The following is a 16,534-nucleotide window of genomic DNA, read 5'->3' on the forward strand; positions in this document are numbered from 1 at the left end:
TCTATGCCAACTTATGTTTTAAAAACGTGTTGCCAATAATTTTAAATACGATTAGTGAAAAGAGCAATAAAAAAAATAGTCGACAAATTACCATACGTTAAAGGGTTAAAAGCGCAATTAGACCAACTACATGTTCCACCAGGACATTATTATTCACCAACAATATCGAAAGAGGATCTCGTAAAACGATCTGAAAACATCTGGAAAGATCATCCAAGGGAAATTATTGGATTGGATCTTAATGAGGAATCTCAATTGAATTTACTCAACGAATTTGCTGCCTATTACAAAGAATTACCTTTTGAAGCTACTGAAAAAGAAGGGCTACGCTATTATTATGAGAACCGAATGTATAGTTATTCCGATGCTATATTTCTTTTTTGTATGCTCAGGAAGTCTACGCCAAAACGTATTATTGAAGTTGGATCTGGGTTTAGTTCTGCCGTTACATTAGACACTAATAATTTGTTCTTCGATAACAACATGGAGTGTACTTTTATTGAGCCTTATCCTGAACGGTTAAACTCACTTCTTTTTGAAAGTGATTCGATTAGACTTCTCCAAAAACCTGTTCAGGATGTTGAACTTTCGCTTTTTGAAGAATTAGAAGCCAACGATATTCTTTTTATCGATTCTACGCATGTTTCTAAAACTGGTAGCGATGTTAACTTTCTTATGTTTGACGTTTTACCACGATTGAAAAAAGGTGTGAAAATTCATTTTCATGATATATTCTATCCTTTTGAATATCCGAAACGTTGGGTCATAGATGGTAAGCGAAGCTGGAATGAAGATTATTTATTACGTGCTTTTTTAGCATACAATGCTAAGTTCAAAATCATCGCGTTCAATACATTTTTAGAAGAATTTCATGAAGATTGGTTTAAAGCCAATATGCCTTTATGCCTAAAAAACAGAGGTGGAAGTATCTGGCTGGAGGTACAATAAAATAAGACGCTATTATAACATCTGCAAAGTATTCACTTCTTGTTGTGTTAAATGCTTCCAATGTCCACGAGGTAAATCTTTTTTAGTCAAGTGGCCAATCTGCACACAATCTACTTTAATAATGTCATACTTTAGATAATCAAAAATAGTATGTAAAATAGAATTACCAGTATTCTTAATTTTTAGACCAATTTTGGTTTTTGGCTGACCATCTATATAACTAACCTCTTCTACAGAAACAAGTTTACCTTCAAGTTTAAAGCCTTCTTGGATTTTTTTGAAATCATCAAACTTTAGGTTTTTATCTAGCTCTATCTCAAATAATCGTGCAACACCATTCTTAGAATTTGTAAACTTCTTAACTACTGCATCATCGTTTGTAAACAATAACAATCCTGTTGAGTTTCTTCCTAAGCGACCAATGGGTTTAATACGTGTGTTTGTAGAATTAGCGACCAAATCCATAACCGTTCTCCCTTTACTTTCACTAGTTGTTGTGGCAAACCCTTTAGGTTTATTTAGTAATACATACGTTTTCTTTTCCGGATTAATTCGTGCACCATCAAAACGTACTTCATCATCTAGCTTCACTTTATAACCCATTTCGGTTACTACCTTTCCATTTACCGTAACACTTCCAATAGAGATATGCATATCTGCATCTCTACGAGAACAAATACCCGAATTTGCAATGTATTTATTTAAACGTATTTCATCTGGGTTAGAAACTTTAGAAGTCGTAGATGCTTTCTTCTTAGGAAACCTGCCTCCCTTTGCATTATCTCCACCTCTACCATACTTTTTATTAGTAGGCTTTTGATCTCCTTTTCCTGAAGTTTTTCCTTTTCCGCTACGTCCTTGCTGTCTGCTCATGATGACTAAATTTTGCGCAAAGGTACTATAATAGTTGAACTAATCTATAAATTTAGTTGTAGATTGACGCTCACGGTTAACCGATAACTGAGTGACATCTGGTCTTGAGTAATGACCTACAGCATCAAAATTTTGACGTTCTTCTAAAACACGATTGAAATCCAGCGTATGATATATTAATCCTTCTTTATGTAAAACAGGTTCTATCAACCATTCGCCATCGGGTCCAGCAATACAACTTCCGCCATTGGCAAGAATCTCAGGTGCTTTCTCAAGAATTTGTTCCAAATTAGGTGTGTCTTTCGGAAAATCATCCCTTGACATTAAACTTGAAACTGAAATCACAAATGAACGTGACTCTCGAGCAATAAATCGTGTAATATCTTTTGTATTATGATCGCTTCCTGGCCATACAGCAATGTGCACATTTTCTCCTAAACCATAGAGTGCTGCTCTTGGTAAGGGCATCCAGTTTTCCCAACAATTAAGTCCGCCAAGCGTAAAATCTTTTAACGAATGTACTTGTAAACCATTACCATCACCTGGAGCCCAAGTTAAACGTTCATCATAGGTAGGTTGTAATTTTCTGTGAACAGATTGAACCAAACCATCAGTATCAATATACACCAATGATGCATAAACACTATGACCGCCTCTGTCTGTAGGACGTTCAATAACACCTAAATATACGGCAATACTATGCTGTTTAGCTAATTCGCAAACAGTATTTAAATCCCCTTTTTCAATCGTAATAGAATTGCTTACATAATGCGCATGCAATTCTTTATTGACCTTAGTATTCCATTCTGCTCCACCAGTTAGTGCTAACCAAAATGGATAACCTGGCACCAAGCCCTCTCCAAAAACAATCAGTTCGGCTTGTTCTTTTGCTGCCTCAATAATAGAGTTTTCTACCTTCTTGAGGGTTTCTTCTTTATTTAACCAAACTGGTGAAATTTGTGCTAGGGCAACTTTTAGTGTATGATTCATTAGATACGGTTTAAAACAACATTTACATTAATTAAAACAATACAAAACACACCTGCCACTATAATAAACTTTAAAATATTATGAAGTATCAAATAATGTGTTTTAGTATTAGATTTCCATAGCAATAGTAGAAAAACAAGAAGTAAAATTACAGAGAGGTAGAAAAATAAATACATGTGACCTACATTGTAATGATTGAGCAACAAATAAATAGGAACACTTGTAAGTGCAATCAAAGCAGTTAACATAAGCTTTGAGGCTTTTTCACCATAAACAATGGGTATCGTTTTATAGTCGAGTAATAAATCCCCTTTCATATTTTCTAAATCTTTGGTTAATTCTCGCATCGAAATCATTAAAAACAAGAAGATGGCATGCACAAAAATAACAGACTCAAAATTCTTGTAGTATAGGAAAATAGCGAAAAAAGGGAGAATGGTGAGTATCGCAGAGGTCAAGTTTCCGATAAATGGAAGTTTCTTTAATTTATGTGAGTAGAACCAAATTCCGAAAATGTAAAACGAAAAAAATAATACCGCATAAAATGACACATAACTTGCCATAATCACTGCCGAAAAATTTAATACAAAATAAAAAGAAAGCTTCGTGTTTTGACTTATCAGTCTATCAAGTTTAGACTTATTGGGTCTATTGATAAGATCTTTTTCAGAATCATAAAAATTATTAATGATATATCCTGCTGCAATAGTTGCTGCAGAAGCCAAAACCAACATCAATAAGTTAAGATCAAGCACCACTGTTTTAAGCGGCTTATCATGAGCTAAAATATAGATAGCAGTTAGATATTGAGCAATAACAACAATGAGAATATTATAACCGCGAACCACAGAAAACATGCTAAAGAACTTTAGCAGAATATGTTTTTGTTTACGGGAAAACATAAATAACCTTTTAGAAGTTGTATACGACTTCTAATTTATAATCTTTAAGTGAATGTTTGGCACGATCGATATCTTCGGTAAAACCTAAGATATAACCTCCTCCGCCAGAACCGCAGAGCTTTAAGTAATACTCATTAGTTTCGATTCCTTTTTTCCACAGCTCATGAAACTGCTTTGGAATCATTGGTTTAAAATGGTTGAATACCACTTTAGATAATTGCTTTGTGTTTTTAAACAGCGATTTAATATCTCCTTTTAGGAAATCATCTACACAAGCATCTGTATGTTTAATGAATTGATCCTTAAGCATACTTCTAAAGCCTTCTTGCTTCATGTTTTCCATAAAAATGCGAACCATAGGAGCAGTTTCTCCAATAATTCCAGAATCTAATAAAAACACAGCACCTTTTCCGTTTGCTTGTTGCGCAGGAATTCCAGTCGCCTCAATATTATCTTTAGAATTGATTAAGATTGGAATACTTAAATAACTATTTAAAGGGTCTAAACCTGATGATTTCCCATGAAAAAATGATTCCATTTCAGAAAAAATAACTTTAAGTTTCAACAACTTTTCTCGAGTTAGATTTTCTAAAACTGTAATCTTATCATGTGCATATTTATCATAAATCGCAGCAACTAAAGCGCCACTACTCCCAACACCATAACCTTGAGGTATTGATGAATCAAAATACATCCCAGCATCTACATCACGACTTAAAACTTCAATATCAAACCTTACCAATTCATCATCAATATCTTTGAGGTAAGATACAAATTGCTTTAAACTTTCATTAGATTTTACAGCATCTTGCGACGGATTTTCATCTGTCTTTAATGCGCCGTTGTAAAAATTATAAGGGATAGATAAACCTTTAGAATCTTTGATAATTCCATACTCTCCAAAGAGTAGAATTTTTGAATAAAAAAGAGGTCCTTTCATGTATTTTAGCAATTAGCTTTAGCAAATATACGTATTATTCCAGTATGTCGTTTATAATCAATAGTTAAGACATTTATAAATTATTAACAGTTAAGCGTTAATTAATTGGGCTCCAAATCCTATTTGGTCGCTAATATAATGTCCGTTTTGACAATATCCAACTAATTCATTTTTAATAAAGTCCAGCACAGTTTCTTTTTCATTTTCGGGATACAACACATGCACATTAGCTCCGGCGTCTAAAGTAAAACATACTTTTGAGTTCGTTCTATTTCTGTAGGTCCAAATTTTATTGATGATTTCTAAGGTATTAGGTTTCATCAAAATAAAATAAGGCATACTCGTCATCATCATGGCGTGCAAGGTTAACGCCTCACTTTCTACAATCTTGATAAACGTATCAACATCTCCATTTTTAAAAATAGAAATGAGTTGAGACATATGTTCATGAGCTTGTTCAAAACGACGATGAGCAAATGGATGATTATGCATCAAGTTATGACCAACAGTACTACTCACCTGCTTTTCTCCTTTATCAACCAATAAAATAGTGTCTTGGTAATTTTTAAATTTTTGATGCACCTCATACGGATATTTAACTCCAAAAAGGTCAGAACTTCCTTCTATTTCTTGATGTGTTCCCCAAACGATTAAGTCACCTTCAATACTTCGGCACGCACTTCCAGAGCCTAAACGTGCTAAAAAAGATGCTTTTTGGTTAAACATAGCTTCTGAAATATCTCCTAAAAGCGCTCTTTCAATACTCATTAAACACAAGGCCAAGGCACTCATTCCTGAAGCGGAAGACGCAATACCAGAACTATGTGGAAATGTGTTAGCTGTTTCAATCTTAAAGTGATACGTTTTTAAAAACGGAACATAGTGTTCGATACGCTTAAAAAACGTTTCAATTTTTGGTTTGAAATCGTCTTTTTTTTCATCATCCAGATAGACCTCGAATGAAAATTCACTAGCGGTTTCTTTTTTTGAAAAACTAAGAGTAGTTATTGTTTTACAGTGATCTAATGTAAAACTTACTGAAGGATTTTCTGGAATTTGATGTTCTTTTTTTCCCCAATATTTCACTAAAGCAATGTTACTAGGAGATGACCAAGTAAAACTGCCATTGTCGATAGTTTTTACATAAGGTCTTGAAATAAAATGATGTTCAGTCATGTACTATTTAATTCTGAGACATACTGTAAATGACAGCATAACAACAATAGTCAATTAATTTTTAGCAAAAATAGTGAATATCTCTTGTTATTTTTCATTTTCTAAAGACATTGCCAATAACTTTACCATGGTTCTATAATTTCTAGATGTTGCTCTTACATTTAGCTTCTTTTCAAACATATTCATATTGAATTTTGATTTGCCATAACCTACAGATGAATAAAAATATAGACAATCCTTAATAATTTGAAATTCTTCATTGTCGTAAGTGATTTGCATCACCTCGTCAACTAATTCTTTTTTAGGGATCCTACTGAGTATAGTGAAATAACTATTCTCCTTTTTTACTTCGGAAAATGGGCAGGCATCAAAAACCTGCTCTAATTCGCTTCTAGTTCTCGCCATAACTGGGACTTCAAATCCGAAATGATCTAAAATCGCTTGTTGAACGATCTGTTCTACTTTTTCATGATCTTTTTCTGAAGATTTCAATATGATGTTTCCGCTTTGAATATAAGTCTTCACGTCTTCAAATCCTTGTGTAGACAGTAATTCACGTAATTTGACCATAGGCACTTTTTTATGACCTCCAACATTAATTCCTCTTAAAAGCACAACGTATATACTCATCATTTTGATATGGCTTTTGCTGCAATGTAGGCTCCTGTCCAGGCATTCTGAAAGTTGAACCCTCCAGTAACAGCATCTACATTTAAAATCTCACCTGCAAAATACAGATTTTCATACAATTTACTTTCAAAGGATTTAAAGTTAACTTCTTTTAAATGTATCCCGCCAGCCGTTACAAACTCTTCTTTGAAAGTGCTTTTACCATCTACTGTAAATACAGCTTTTGTGAGTTGTAACGCCAATTGTTCAGTTTGGAATTTATTAAGATCTGCCCAACGTGTGTCATGAGTTATATTTGAAGCCAATACTAATTTTTGCCATAAACGCTTTGGTAATTCAAATTGTGCCAATTTAAGCACTGTTTTCCTAGCTAAATCTTGTTTTAGAGTCTTTAAATGATCTAAGCAATCGTCTAATGATTGTTTAATAAAGTTCACTTCAATTTGAAATTTATAATCACGTTTAGCCAATTCTATGGCTCCAAAAGCAGAGAGCTTTAAAATAGCTGGAGCACTCATGCCAACATGTGTGATTAGTAATGGTCCTTCACTCCATAAATTTGAACCTTTTACTTTTACTTCAACATCTAAGGCAACAACACCAGGAATACCTTTAATGCGTTCATCTTTAATATCAAATGTAAATAAGGATGGAACAGGTTGGGCTATGGTATGTCCTAACTGTTCTAACACCTTCCATATTTTAGGATTACTACCAGTAGCCACCATTATTTTATTAGCTGAAAAATCACCTTGAGTTGTCTCTAATAGCCATTGTTCATTTGACTGTTTTAAAGACTTCAGTGCATGATTATACAAAACATCAACCTTGTGTTTTTTTACTTCGTTTAAAAAACAATCGATTATCGTTTGAGACGAATTGGTTACAGGAAACATACGTCCATCATCTTCAATTTTTAAGGTCACACCTCTTTTATCAAACCACTCAATAGTATCACCTGTCATAAATTGGTGAAACGGTCCTAAGAGCTCTTTTTCTCCTCTTGGATAATTACCTACTAACTCTGATGGCACAAACTCAGCATGCGTTACATTACAGCGTCCTCCTCCAGATATTTTTACTTTTTGAAGTCCTGTTTTTCCACGCTCGAGAATGGCAATACTTAGATTTGGATTGAGTTCGGCAATATTAATAGCTGCAAAAAAACCTGCAGCACCTCCTCCAACTATTATGACATCATATGATTTCATAGGCGATCTGGATTATCAGAAATTATAGCATCTAAACCATATGTTTTCATTCGCTGAATGGTTTCAATATCATTGACTGTCCATGTAATGACTTTATAACCTTCCTTTTGAGCTCGTTTCACATTTTCACGTGTTACCAAAGCTACATTTGGATGAATAGCATAGGCATTTATAGTATTAGCAAATTCTAAAGCATCTGTAACACTAGCTTTGGTTAGAACCGCTAAACGCAAATTAGCATTGATTTTAAACACCGTCTCAAGTTCATGGTGCTGAAAACTTGAAATGATAAAATCTTCGGTTGTCCATCCTTTAGTATTCATAAAATGAGTGACTACATTGCATGTTTCTAGGGCTGTATCCTTTCCTTTGAGTTCTATATTGAGTATACATTTCCTATCAATGGTATTTAAGACCTCTTCCAACGTTGGAATAGCATATTGGCCATCAACCATTAATTTTTTCAACTCACTTAAGGTATGTTTAGACACTTCTCCCATCCCATTGGTCATTCTATCTAGAGTAAAATCATGAAATACAACAAGTTGACCAGAAGCACATTTATGAACATCAACTTCAATACCATCTACATGGAGTTCCATTGCCTTTTCTATAGATTCTAGAGTATTTTCAGCGATATGGCCTTTAGCACCTCTATGTCCAATTTTAAGTGGTTTTTTCATAGAGTATAAAAGTATTAAATTCAACTGTAGAACTATCAACAAAACTAATTTTATCAAATCTTTATACACTTAGTTTTGTGATTCTCAAGAAAAAGGCTTTAACTTTATTTTGAAAACAGGTTTTTATGCGCTCACATTTCAATTTAGTTGTTCTTTTAATAGTCCTCACAGCGTCATGTGATACTGGAAAACTAACCGTAATTGCAGATCTACCCTCTAGTTTAAAAGAGACCTCAGCGATTGAAGTTACTAAAAATCCTGAGTTATTATGGGTTATTGAAGATGCTGGAAATAAGAATAATTTATATGCATTGAACCGTGAAGGTGCTATTATCAAAGACATTGATATTGACAATATTCAGAATATTGATTGGGAAGATCTTACCTCAGATGGTGATGGAAATATTTATATAGGCGATTTTGGAAACAACTCAAAAAAGCGTAAAAACTTTGCTATATATAAAGTCACAGACCCTAAAAATATAGACACCTCTACAAATGCTCATGTGATTAGTTTTACACTTCCTAAGAAGATAAAGTCTAAAGATTTCGAATCTTTCTTTTTATATAATAATGCGTTCTATGTATTCAGTAAAGATCATAAGAAATGTAAATTATTTAAGGTTCCAAATACCATAGGCGATCATGTGGCTGAGTTTATTTCAGAATATAAATTTGAAGGAAAATACAAGAAAGTAACTTCGGCCGATATTAGCGACGATGGAAAAACAGTGGTATTACTCACACATGACAAGCTATGGAAATTAACCAATTACACCTCTGATGATTTTTTTAATGGAACCATCGAAACAATTAAATTTGAGCACGATTCTCAAAAGGAGGGCATCACCTTAATTGGACCAAACACTGTTTTAATTACAGATGAAAAAACAAAAAATGAAGGCGGAAATATTTATAGTTTTAGTTTTGATTAATCGTCAGACTTTGCATTATGCTGAATATATTTCCCAACAACAATTGCTGTTACTATCACTAAATAAAACTGTCCCATAAGTCCAGTAATTAACGACGCTTTTTGTGCGAGAGGTGACACAGGAACTATATCGCCATAACCTATAGTCATTAACGTAATATAGGAATAGTACATTATAGAGTCTAGCCCCATAGATGCATTAGTGGAGTCAATTACAATACCTTTAAAAGAGTTTGGCTCTACAATTTCTATAGTTGTAAAAAGAAAAAATGCAATAAAACCAAGAGAAATATAACCACACATGAGCCCAATAACTACAAGGTTATTAACGCGTTTAGCTTTCCATATTTGAAGTATGATTTGGTGAGCAACGATAATATAAAAAATAAAGTAAACGCTTAATCTTATAAGGAAATTCTCTTGAAACTCAGTTTGTCTATTCATCATACTACTGCCAAATACCACAAGAGATATCCCAAAGAGAATAATTAAAAACCACATGAGTTTTCTTTTTTTTGATACTAAAAAAATACCTGCTATAGTATTGACCAAAAACAAGATTGGTGTTAACACATTTTCAAAAAACTCACTAGGGAATAACAGCGATCCAAACAATATAAACAGTTGCGTCGCAAAGAAAATTTCGAATCTATGTTTATATAAATCTTTAATCATCTAATAATTTATTATTGAACTCATAATTTTTATAATTTATTCTAAACAATGCACTATATAGCGAAGGAATAAATAGTAATGTAATTACAGTACCAAATAATAATCCTACCATAATTCCAATGGCCATGCCTTCCCACATCTCTCCTCCAGAAATATATAGTGGAATTAAACCTAATACTGTTGTAAACGTAGCGAGAAGAATTGGTCGAAATCGTTGTAAACAAGCAGCAATTATAGCATCTTGTTCAGTTCTTCCTAAATCACGTTGTTCTACTTCCATACGATCTATAAGTACAATCGCGTTATTAATAACGATTCCAGCTAAAGAGATCACACCTAAAAATGGCATAAAACCGAATGCTTCACCAAATACTAATAAGCCAATAACAACACCAATAATACCTAGAGGTATCGTTAGTACGACCATTGTCATTTTTCTAAAGGAGTTAAACTGAATAATTAAAAGCAAAACAATTATAAATGCTGAAACAGGCAAGTATCCAATTACAGAGCCCATACTTTCTGCTGTTTGCTTAGCATCTCCACCAAATTCGTATTGGTAATCTTGCGGCCAATTTTGTTGTTGTTCTATTAACCATGGTGTTATGGCTTTAGTGATTTCAGAGGCATTTCCACTTGCTCTTAACTCACTTGTCACGTTTATAGTTCGACGCAAATCAAAGCGTTTAATTTTTGAATATTGCCATTGTGGAACAATAGAAGCCACCTGCAATAGAGGCACACTTTTACCAGAATTTTGTGAATATATGTTTAAAGTCTCTAACGATGCTAGTGATTGTTGTTGACTCACATCGCTTCGCATTATTATTGGTATAGACTTATCATCTTCACGATACTCACCCGTTTGAAAGCCATCCAACACAGTTCTGAGCGATGTAGCAATATCTTCACTCGTTATTCCAGCAGTTTGAGCCCTATTTTGATCAATTTCAATCAAGAATTTTTTACTCTTTGGTCCCCAATCATCTTTTACATTTTTGGTTCCAGTAATAGCTGACAATTTTAACTTAACGACTTCAGCGATTCGAGACAACTCATCAGGGTTTTTACCAGAAACTTTAATTTCAATAGGTGTTCCACTGCCTCCTGACCCTAATGCTCCAACTTTAATATCTGCATTAGGAAAATTGTTAAACGTAAAATTATCAAGTTTGGTTATCACATCATTATTTTCATTAAACGACGATGTATTTACCAATATATGCGCATAATTTGAATTTGCTTCATCTGGAGAATATCCTAAATCATATGACTCTGGTCCTTCACCAATATAGGAAGACCAATCCAAAATACCTTTAGTTCTATCCGTATTGACTTGCAACGAATCTCCCATAAACTGTTCAATTCGCTTGACGACTTCAGTTGTACGCTCAATTTTATTTCCTTCAGGTAAATTTATGTCTACAGTAATCATATTTCGATCACTATCGGGAAAGAAGATGAAAGGTATTTTTGTAAACCCATACAAGGATGCAAAAAAGATAAGAAATATCCCAATTATCACTTTCCATTTATTGGTTAATGCAATTAAGATAAGGTCTTTGTAATATTCTTTGAGCTTATTTATAATTCTATCTATAAAACTAGGTTTGCTTTCTCCTTTTGGTTTAACTTTTAAAAAGAGATAACAAAATAAAGTAACAACTGTTAATGCTATCATCCAAGACGACATTAATGCGATGGTAATCACGACAAAAATTGGCCCTACAATATCTCCCATAGTCGTTGGAGACAGATAAAAAGCTAAAAATGCTGCAGAAGTCGTTAAGGTTGAAATTAGTAAAGGCATCCATAATTCTGAAAAGGCTTCAACAGCTGCACGTTTTTTATCAATACCTTGTTCCATCTTAACCATGATGGTTTCGGCTACTACAATAGCATTATCAACCAACATCCCAAGAGCCATAATTAAAGCCGCTAATGTTACTTGATTTAATCCCATATCAATAACTCCCATAATCATCAAAGTCATAATCGTTACAATGGGGATTAAACTCGCAATAACAAAACCTGTTCTAATACCTAAAAAGACGAGCATCACCAATAAAACAATAGCAATAGATTGCATGAGGTTGACTATAAAGTCACTAACTTTCACATCAATATATGTATCTAATGAGGAGACTCTTGTAATCTCTAATCCTACCGGTAATTTTTGCTGCCATGCATGTACAACCTTATTGACTTCTTCTCCAAGTGCAATAACATTAGCATTTTCTTTTAAGTTCACATGTAATGAAATGGCATCTTTTCCATTGATACGGACTTTTTGCGTTGGTGGATCGATATACCCTTGCTCTACAGAAGTAATATCACCTAGTTTCACTAACTGTGTCCCGTTATTATTACCAACAGATATAAGCATATTCCTAATATCTTCTACAGAATTAAAGTTTCCTGTTGGTTCTAAAATAATACGTTCGTCTCCTAAATTAATCTGCCCTCCAGAATTTAAGATATTAGTTGAAGCAATAGATTGTTGCAATTTTGAAGCAGACAATCCATACTCTTTTAATCGTGTATTATCAAATTCAACAAAAATGCGTTCATCTTGCTCACCTCCCATTTCAACCTTTGCAGCGTCCGGTATTTTAATAAGAGCGTCTTTGATATCATCCGCATATTCTTTCATCTCGGCATAGGAGTATCCATCAGAAGTTAACCCAATTACAATCCCATAAACATCACCTACACCATCATCTTTTAAAGAAGGGCTAACACCTTGAGGTAAACCTTGTAAATCATTTAATTTACGTCGTAATCTATCCCAAACCGCCTGCATTTTTTTTGGTGAAACTTCATCTTTTAAAGTCACTGTAACAACAGACAAACCTGATCTCGAAGTACTTTTTACTTCTTTTAATTCTGGAAGTTCTTGAGCTACTTTTTCTATTTTATCTGTAACCAATTGCTCTACACGTTCTGGACCAGCACCTGGAAACTGAGATACTACAGTAGCAACTCTTACTGTATAAGGAGGCATGCTATCTCTTGACAAACCAGAATACATGGTTAAACCCATAAGTATGATAGTAGCCAATACCATAAAAGTAATTCTGTTTTTATCTATAGAAAATTGTGATAAATTCATTTGGTTGGTTGTTTAGAATTACTGTAGTCTTACTTCTTGTCCGTCTAATAATGTTTGTAAACCCGCAGTTGCTATTTTCTGTCCTTCTGTCAATCCAGATACTATTTCAAAACCATCTCCTGTTAAGTTACCAATCGTAATTGGTTGTTTCTTTACTTTAGTTGTTTCACCTTCTTCAACGAGAAATACGAATCGACCATTACTATCTTCTCCAACCGCATTAGCAGGAACAACTAAGACAGTGCTTTTTGTTTTACTATCTCCAAAATCAAAAGTAACATTGGCGGCCATACCACTTTTTATTTCATCGCTAGGATTAGTTATTGTAACACGTACTGGATATGTTGATGTATTTGAATCTACAGACGGAGCAACCTCAGTCACCTTTCCTTTAAACTTTTTATCAGACAAAGAAGTGAAACTTACATTCACAAGCATATCGTGTTTTACACCATTAATGACACTTTCTGGAATCCCTAAAGTAATTTCCATATCCTTTCCTGCATTAAGCGTAGCAACAGCTTGACCAGCGCTAACATTCTCATCAATTTCAGACATCACTGCAGCTATAACACCATTTTCTGGAGCATTGATATATCCAAAACGTATTTGCTCTTGCTGAATAGCTACACCACGTTTAGCTGATTCATGACTCTGTTGTGCTGTTTTATAAGCATTCTTCGCCGCTTCAAAATCACTTAATGAAGAACTTCCTTTTTCGTATAAAGACCGTACTCGATTTAAACTTAGTTTAGCGGTATTCATTTGTGATGCTGCGCTATTTAAATCTGTTATAGCTTGCTCATATGACAATCGAGATTGCACATTATCCAGCTTAGCCAATAGTTGTCCTTTTTTTACTTTTTGACCCAATTTAACATCAAATTGCGTAATGATTCCATTATTCCGGAAACTCAAATTAATAATCTTATCTGTTTGAGCGGTTCCGCTAAATGATCTTATTTTCTCTCCTCCTAAATACGTTACCGTTTGATATTTAACAGGGCGAACAAATTTTTCCACAGCTTTTTTTTCTTCAGAACAGGAAAAAAACGCCATTAATAAAAGGAGGTAAATACTAGTTTTATTTTTCATCATAAATTCTAATTTCTTGTGTTTAAATACTCTAAAAAGCGCTGATTAAATTCGTTGTTTTTGGCTTGATCATTCAGCAGAAAATAATACCCCAGAAAGCGCTCCATTTGCAAAGCATTGATTAGATAGTTATATACTGCACTTACACTTGCGACTCTTGCGCTTAAATAGTTGTTTTGGGCATCTATTAATTGTACAATATTTACAGCACCGTTTGAATAGGATGTTTGAGTTAAATCAAGTGCTTCTTTGGCAGTTTCTTCAGAAACTTTAGACAATTCAATATTAGATATTTGATTGATAATATTTAACACCGAATTTCTAATATTTGCGGATAAAGCTAATTCTGTATTCTCTTTATTAATATTTAATTGATCTTTTTGAATAATAGCTGTTTGCCTATTTATATTAGTTTGATTGCTATTTAATATAGGAATAGATACATTTAAAGCGATATTGTAATTATCATCTAAAAAAGACGTTCCTGGTGGTGCCTTACTACCTATACCATTTCTATCAAAAACTCTATTATATTGTCCTTGTAAGGCAATTGTTGGCAAAAAACGACCATAACTATTTAACTTTATATTCCGTTCGGTGGCATCTAAGTTATAATCTAAGGCTTTTAATTCGGGAGCATTGTTTTTTGATTCTTGAATTAAGAATTCAATAAAGGGTTCTCTTAACTTCGGATTATCTAATAAATCAATAAAACTATCGTAATTATACTGTTGTAAAAAGCCTTGATCTAAATTGACATCTTCAATACTTATTTCAGTATTTACAGGATTATTAAGCAATTGATTCAAAGTCACAAAGCTCTGCTCTAATTGATTAATTGCCTCAACCATAGCTTGTGTATTTTGTGCCATTTGGCTACGAAAACGTAATAAATCTGATTTTCCAGATTCGCCAGCTTCGTAGTTTTGTTCGGCAATTTGCAAATTTCTCCGTGTCAATTCTAAATTACCCATTTGAATCTGTAAGTTTGCTTTAAGTATTAAGGCGTTGAAATACGCATTAGAAGCATCAAAAACTGAGTTTAATTGCTCGGCATTGAAATTTTCCTGTTGTGCTTGCAATACACTCTTTTGAATAGAAATATTGGCATTAGCTGCTTCAGAAAACACGGTTTGTTGTAAGGTAATATTTCCTGCCGTTTGAAATTCTGGACTTTGCCCATTACTAATCTCTGCAAGGTTTGGGTCTGTATAAGTGCCATTAGCTGCGGCAGTTAAACTTGGCAAATAGTTACTTTTAGCTGTCTTAAGATCCTGTCCACTTAATTCAACATCTTTTTGAATGGACTGCAATGATAAATTTTGATCTAGTACTGTATTGATGACATCTATTAAATTGTATTGCTTCTCAGAAATTACGTTTTCAAACTTACCCACAAAATCTGTATCGTTGATTAAACTATACTTGATTGGAATTCCAACCAATTCAGTCGTATTAAAATTTATAGTTAAACGTTCACTAAAATCAATAAATACTGGCATTTCAGACAACGGAGTTCCATTAATATAGCCTTCTACTGAAAGTGAAATACGACGAATAAATTGGTTTAAATTATCTTGAGATTGATTAGTTACCATCAAACCTTGTTCAACCTGTTTTATACCATTAGATGTAAATGATGGTAGCTTTTTATCAATAAAAGCTTGAGCCAATAATTTCACCTCATCGTCTTTTAAGAAAAACCCACTAGCTAAGTATACAGCATCAATATCGTCCAAGTTCGACGTGATATCTGAAACTGTTTTAAAAGGAATTAGTTTGTAGCTGGCATCCAAAGCTTCAAACTCTTTATCAAAGGTGTCTTTTAAAGGTAAAAGGTTTACCATATGGTCTTCAACCAAGATTCCTAATGTTTTATAATTGGTAAGGGTTTTAAACTTGATAAAATCTTCATTGTAAGATTCAGATTCTATTAAATAGGTGAAGTTATCAATTCCAGAAGTAGTCTTACTAAAATCGATTGAACTAAAATCTCTATTAACAGCACCAAATAAAATGGTAGGTTTTTCATAAACAGATTGCTTACTCACTATCTCATTATTAACGACACCAAAGGCAAGAATAATGTCTGTATCATTAGAAACAAGCGTATTATAATGTAGTCTCGCGTTTTCTAAGTTGTAGTTATTGACAAGAATATTTTTTTCAGAAAATATAATATTAGCGTCTTCTCCTACTACAGCAATAATCTGATTTTGAATTTTTTGAAGCAAGGGCTCCATTTCTTCGGTTCTATTGTCAAGAAGAATACCTATGTTATAATTGGGTTTTTGTGCAAACGAACAAACTGATACTAAAAGAAAATAAAAGAAGATAAAGTGCTTTCTCATTTGTTGTGGGTTAG

At 33.4% G+C, this 16,534-nt stretch carries 14 protein-coding genes; 2 read left to right on the forward strand and 12 right to left on the reverse strand.

Going from position 1 to position 16,534, the window contains the following annotated elements; translation table 11 throughout:
- Window positions 1-54 precede the first annotated feature (54 nt).
- Window positions 55-948: a class I SAM-dependent methyltransferase gene (locus KWG70_RS17920; RefSeq protein ID WP_230934135.1), complete on the forward strand. Its 894-nt coding sequence runs from the start codon at window positions 55-57 to the stop codon at window positions 946-948.
- A gap of 12 nt (window positions 949-960) precedes the next feature.
- Here KWG70_RS17920 and KWG70_RS01070 read toward each other — a convergent pair whose 3' ends face one another.
- The 8 genes from KWG70_RS01070 to KWG70_RS01105 all read right to left on the reverse strand — a co-directional run bounded on the left by KWG70_RS01070 (window position 961) and on the right by KWG70_RS01105 (window position 8,353).
- Window positions 961-1,821, reverse strand: coding sequence for a pseudouridine synthase (locus KWG70_RS01070; RefSeq protein ID WP_230934136.1), 861 nt, complete (start codon window positions 1,819-1,821; stop codon window positions 961-963).
- A gap of 39 nt (window positions 1,822-1,860) precedes the next feature.
- Entirely contained in the window at window positions 1,861-2,811 is a 951-nt protein-coding gene (locus tag KWG70_RS01075; RefSeq protein ID WP_230934137.1) for a carbon-nitrogen hydrolase family protein, read from the reverse strand.
- On the reverse strand, window positions 2,811-3,713 hold the full coding sequence (locus tag KWG70_RS01080; RefSeq protein ID WP_230934138.1) for a geranylgeranylglycerol-phosphate geranylgeranyltransferase: 903 nt from the start codon (window positions 3,711-3,713) through the stop codon (window positions 2,811-2,813). The genes KWG70_RS01075 and KWG70_RS01080 overlap by 1 nt, the downstream gene beginning before the upstream one ends.
- A 10-nt stretch (window positions 3,714-3,723) precedes the next feature.
- Window positions 3,724-4,653: a mevalonate kinase family protein gene (locus KWG70_RS01085; protein ID WP_230934139.1), complete on the reverse strand. Its 930-nt coding sequence runs from the start codon at window positions 4,651-4,653 to the stop codon at window positions 3,724-3,726.
- A 90-nt stretch (window positions 4,654-4,743) separates the two neighbouring features.
- Window positions 4,744-5,829 carry a diphosphomevalonate/mevalonate 3,5-bisphosphate decarboxylase family protein gene (locus KWG70_RS01090; RefSeq protein WP_230934140.1) on the reverse strand — a complete coding sequence of 362 codons (1,086 nt, stop codon included), beginning with the start codon at window positions 5,827-5,829 and terminating at the stop codon, window positions 4,744-4,746.
- Window positions 5,830-5,916: 87 nt separating this feature from the next.
- The gene (locus tag KWG70_RS01095) at window positions 5,917-6,462 is read right to left on the reverse strand and encodes a DUF1697 domain-containing protein (protein WP_230934141.1); all 546 of its coding nucleotides are present in this window, start codon (window positions 6,460-6,462) and stop codon (window positions 5,917-5,919) included.
- Window positions 6,459-7,670: a BaiN/RdsA family NAD(P)/FAD-dependent oxidoreductase gene (locus KWG70_RS01100; RefSeq protein WP_230934142.1), complete on the reverse strand. Its 1,212-nt coding sequence runs from the start codon at window positions 7,668-7,670 to the stop codon at window positions 6,459-6,461. The genes KWG70_RS01095 and KWG70_RS01100 overlap by 4 nt, the downstream gene beginning before the upstream one ends.
- Window positions 7,667-8,353 carry a glycerophosphodiester phosphodiesterase gene (locus KWG70_RS01105; protein ID WP_230934143.1) on the reverse strand — a complete coding sequence of 229 codons (687 nt, stop codon included), beginning with the start codon at window positions 8,351-8,353 and terminating at the stop codon, window positions 7,667-7,669. Before KWG70_RS01105 ends, KWG70_RS01100 begins: the two co-directional genes overlap by 4 nt.
- Before the next feature lie 125 nt (window positions 8,354-8,478).
- Here KWG70_RS01105 and KWG70_RS01110 point away from each other — a divergent pair, with 125 nt between their 5' ends.
- Window positions 8,479-9,288, forward strand: a complete 810-nt coding sequence (locus KWG70_RS01110; protein WP_230934144.1) for a hypothetical protein — start codon at window positions 8,479-8,481, stop codon at window positions 9,286-9,288.
- Here KWG70_RS01110 and KWG70_RS01115 read toward each other — a convergent pair.
- From KWG70_RS01115 to KWG70_RS01130, 4 genes are read right to left on the reverse strand one after another with little or no spacing between them, the layout of a single operon-like run.
- Window positions 9,285-9,962 carry an ion channel gene (locus tag KWG70_RS01115; protein ID WP_230934145.1) on the reverse strand — a complete coding sequence of 226 codons (678 nt, stop codon included), beginning with the start codon at window positions 9,960-9,962 and terminating at the stop codon, window positions 9,285-9,287. The genes KWG70_RS01110 and KWG70_RS01115 overlap by 4 nt on opposite strands.
- Window positions 9,955-13,074: an efflux RND transporter permease subunit gene (locus tag KWG70_RS01120; protein ID WP_230934146.1), complete on the reverse strand. Its 3,120-nt coding sequence runs from the start codon at window positions 13,072-13,074 to the stop codon at window positions 9,955-9,957. Before KWG70_RS01120 ends, KWG70_RS01115 begins: the two co-directional genes overlap by 8 nt.
- A gap of 18 nt (window positions 13,075-13,092) precedes the next feature.
- Window positions 13,093-14,172 carry an efflux RND transporter periplasmic adaptor subunit gene (locus tag KWG70_RS01125; RefSeq protein WP_230934147.1) on the reverse strand — a complete coding sequence of 360 codons (1,080 nt, stop codon included), beginning with the start codon at window positions 14,170-14,172 and terminating at the stop codon, window positions 13,093-13,095.
- Between the two features lie 5 nt (window positions 14,173-14,177).
- Window positions 14,178-16,520, reverse strand: coding sequence for a TolC family protein (locus KWG70_RS01130; RefSeq protein ID WP_230934148.1), 2,343 nt, complete (start codon window positions 16,518-16,520; stop codon window positions 14,178-14,180).
- Window positions 16,521-16,534 lie beyond the last annotated feature (14 nt).

Origin of the sequence: Psychroserpens luteolus, assembly GCF_021032705.1 — a bacterium.
Lineage (GTDB): Bacteria > Bacteroidota > Bacteroidia > Flavobacteriales > Flavobacteriaceae > Psychroserpens > Psychroserpens luteolus.

Bases quoted from the DNA above. Each gene is read 5' to 3' on its own strand.
- KWG70_RS01070 (WP_230934136.1), bottom strand. From the start codon at position 1,821: ATGAGCAGACAGCAAGGACGTAGCGGAAAAGGAAAAACTTCAGGAAAA.
- KWG70_RS01075 (WP_230934137.1), bottom strand. From the start codon at position 2,811: ATGAATCATACACTAAAAGTTGCCCTAGCACAAATTTCACCAGTTTGG.
- KWG70_RS01080 (WP_230934138.1), bottom strand. From the start codon at position 3,713: ATGTTTTCCCGTAAACAAAAACATATTCTGCTAAAGTTCTTTAGCATG.
- KWG70_RS01085 (WP_230934139.1), bottom strand. From the start codon at position 4,653: ATGAAAGGACCTCTTTTTTATTCAAAAATTCTACTCTTTGGAGAGTAT.
- KWG70_RS01090 (WP_230934140.1), bottom strand. From the start codon at position 5,829: ATGACTGAACATCATTTTATTTCAAGACCTTATGTAAAAACTATCGAC.
- KWG70_RS01095 (WP_230934141.1), bottom strand. From the start codon at position 6,462: ATGATGAGTATATACGTTGTGCTTTTAAGAGGAATTAATGTTGGAGGT.
- KWG70_RS01100 (WP_230934142.1), bottom strand. From the start codon at position 7,670: ATGAAATCATATGATGTCATAATAGTTGGAGGAGGTGCTGCAGGTTTT.
- KWG70_RS01105 (WP_230934143.1), bottom strand. From the start codon at position 8,353: ATGAAAAAACCACTTAAAATTGGACATAGAGGTGCTAAAGGCCATATC.
- KWG70_RS01110 (WP_230934144.1), top strand. From the start codon at position 8,479: ATGCGCTCACATTTCAATTTAGTTGTTCTTTTAATAGTCCTCACAGCG.
- KWG70_RS01115 (WP_230934145.1), bottom strand. From the start codon at position 9,962: ATGATTAAAGATTTATATAAACATAGATTCGAAATTTTCTTTGCGACG.
- KWG70_RS01120 (WP_230934146.1), bottom strand. From the start codon at position 13,074: ATGAATTTATCACAATTTTCTATAGATAAAAACAGAATTACTTTTATG.
- KWG70_RS01125 (WP_230934147.1), bottom strand. From the start codon at position 14,172: ATGATGAAAAATAAAACTAGTATTTACCTCCTTTTATTAATGGCGTTT.
- KWG70_RS01130 (WP_230934148.1), bottom strand. From the start codon at position 16,520: ATGAGAAAGCACTTTATCTTCTTTTATTTTCTTTTAGTATCAGTTTGT.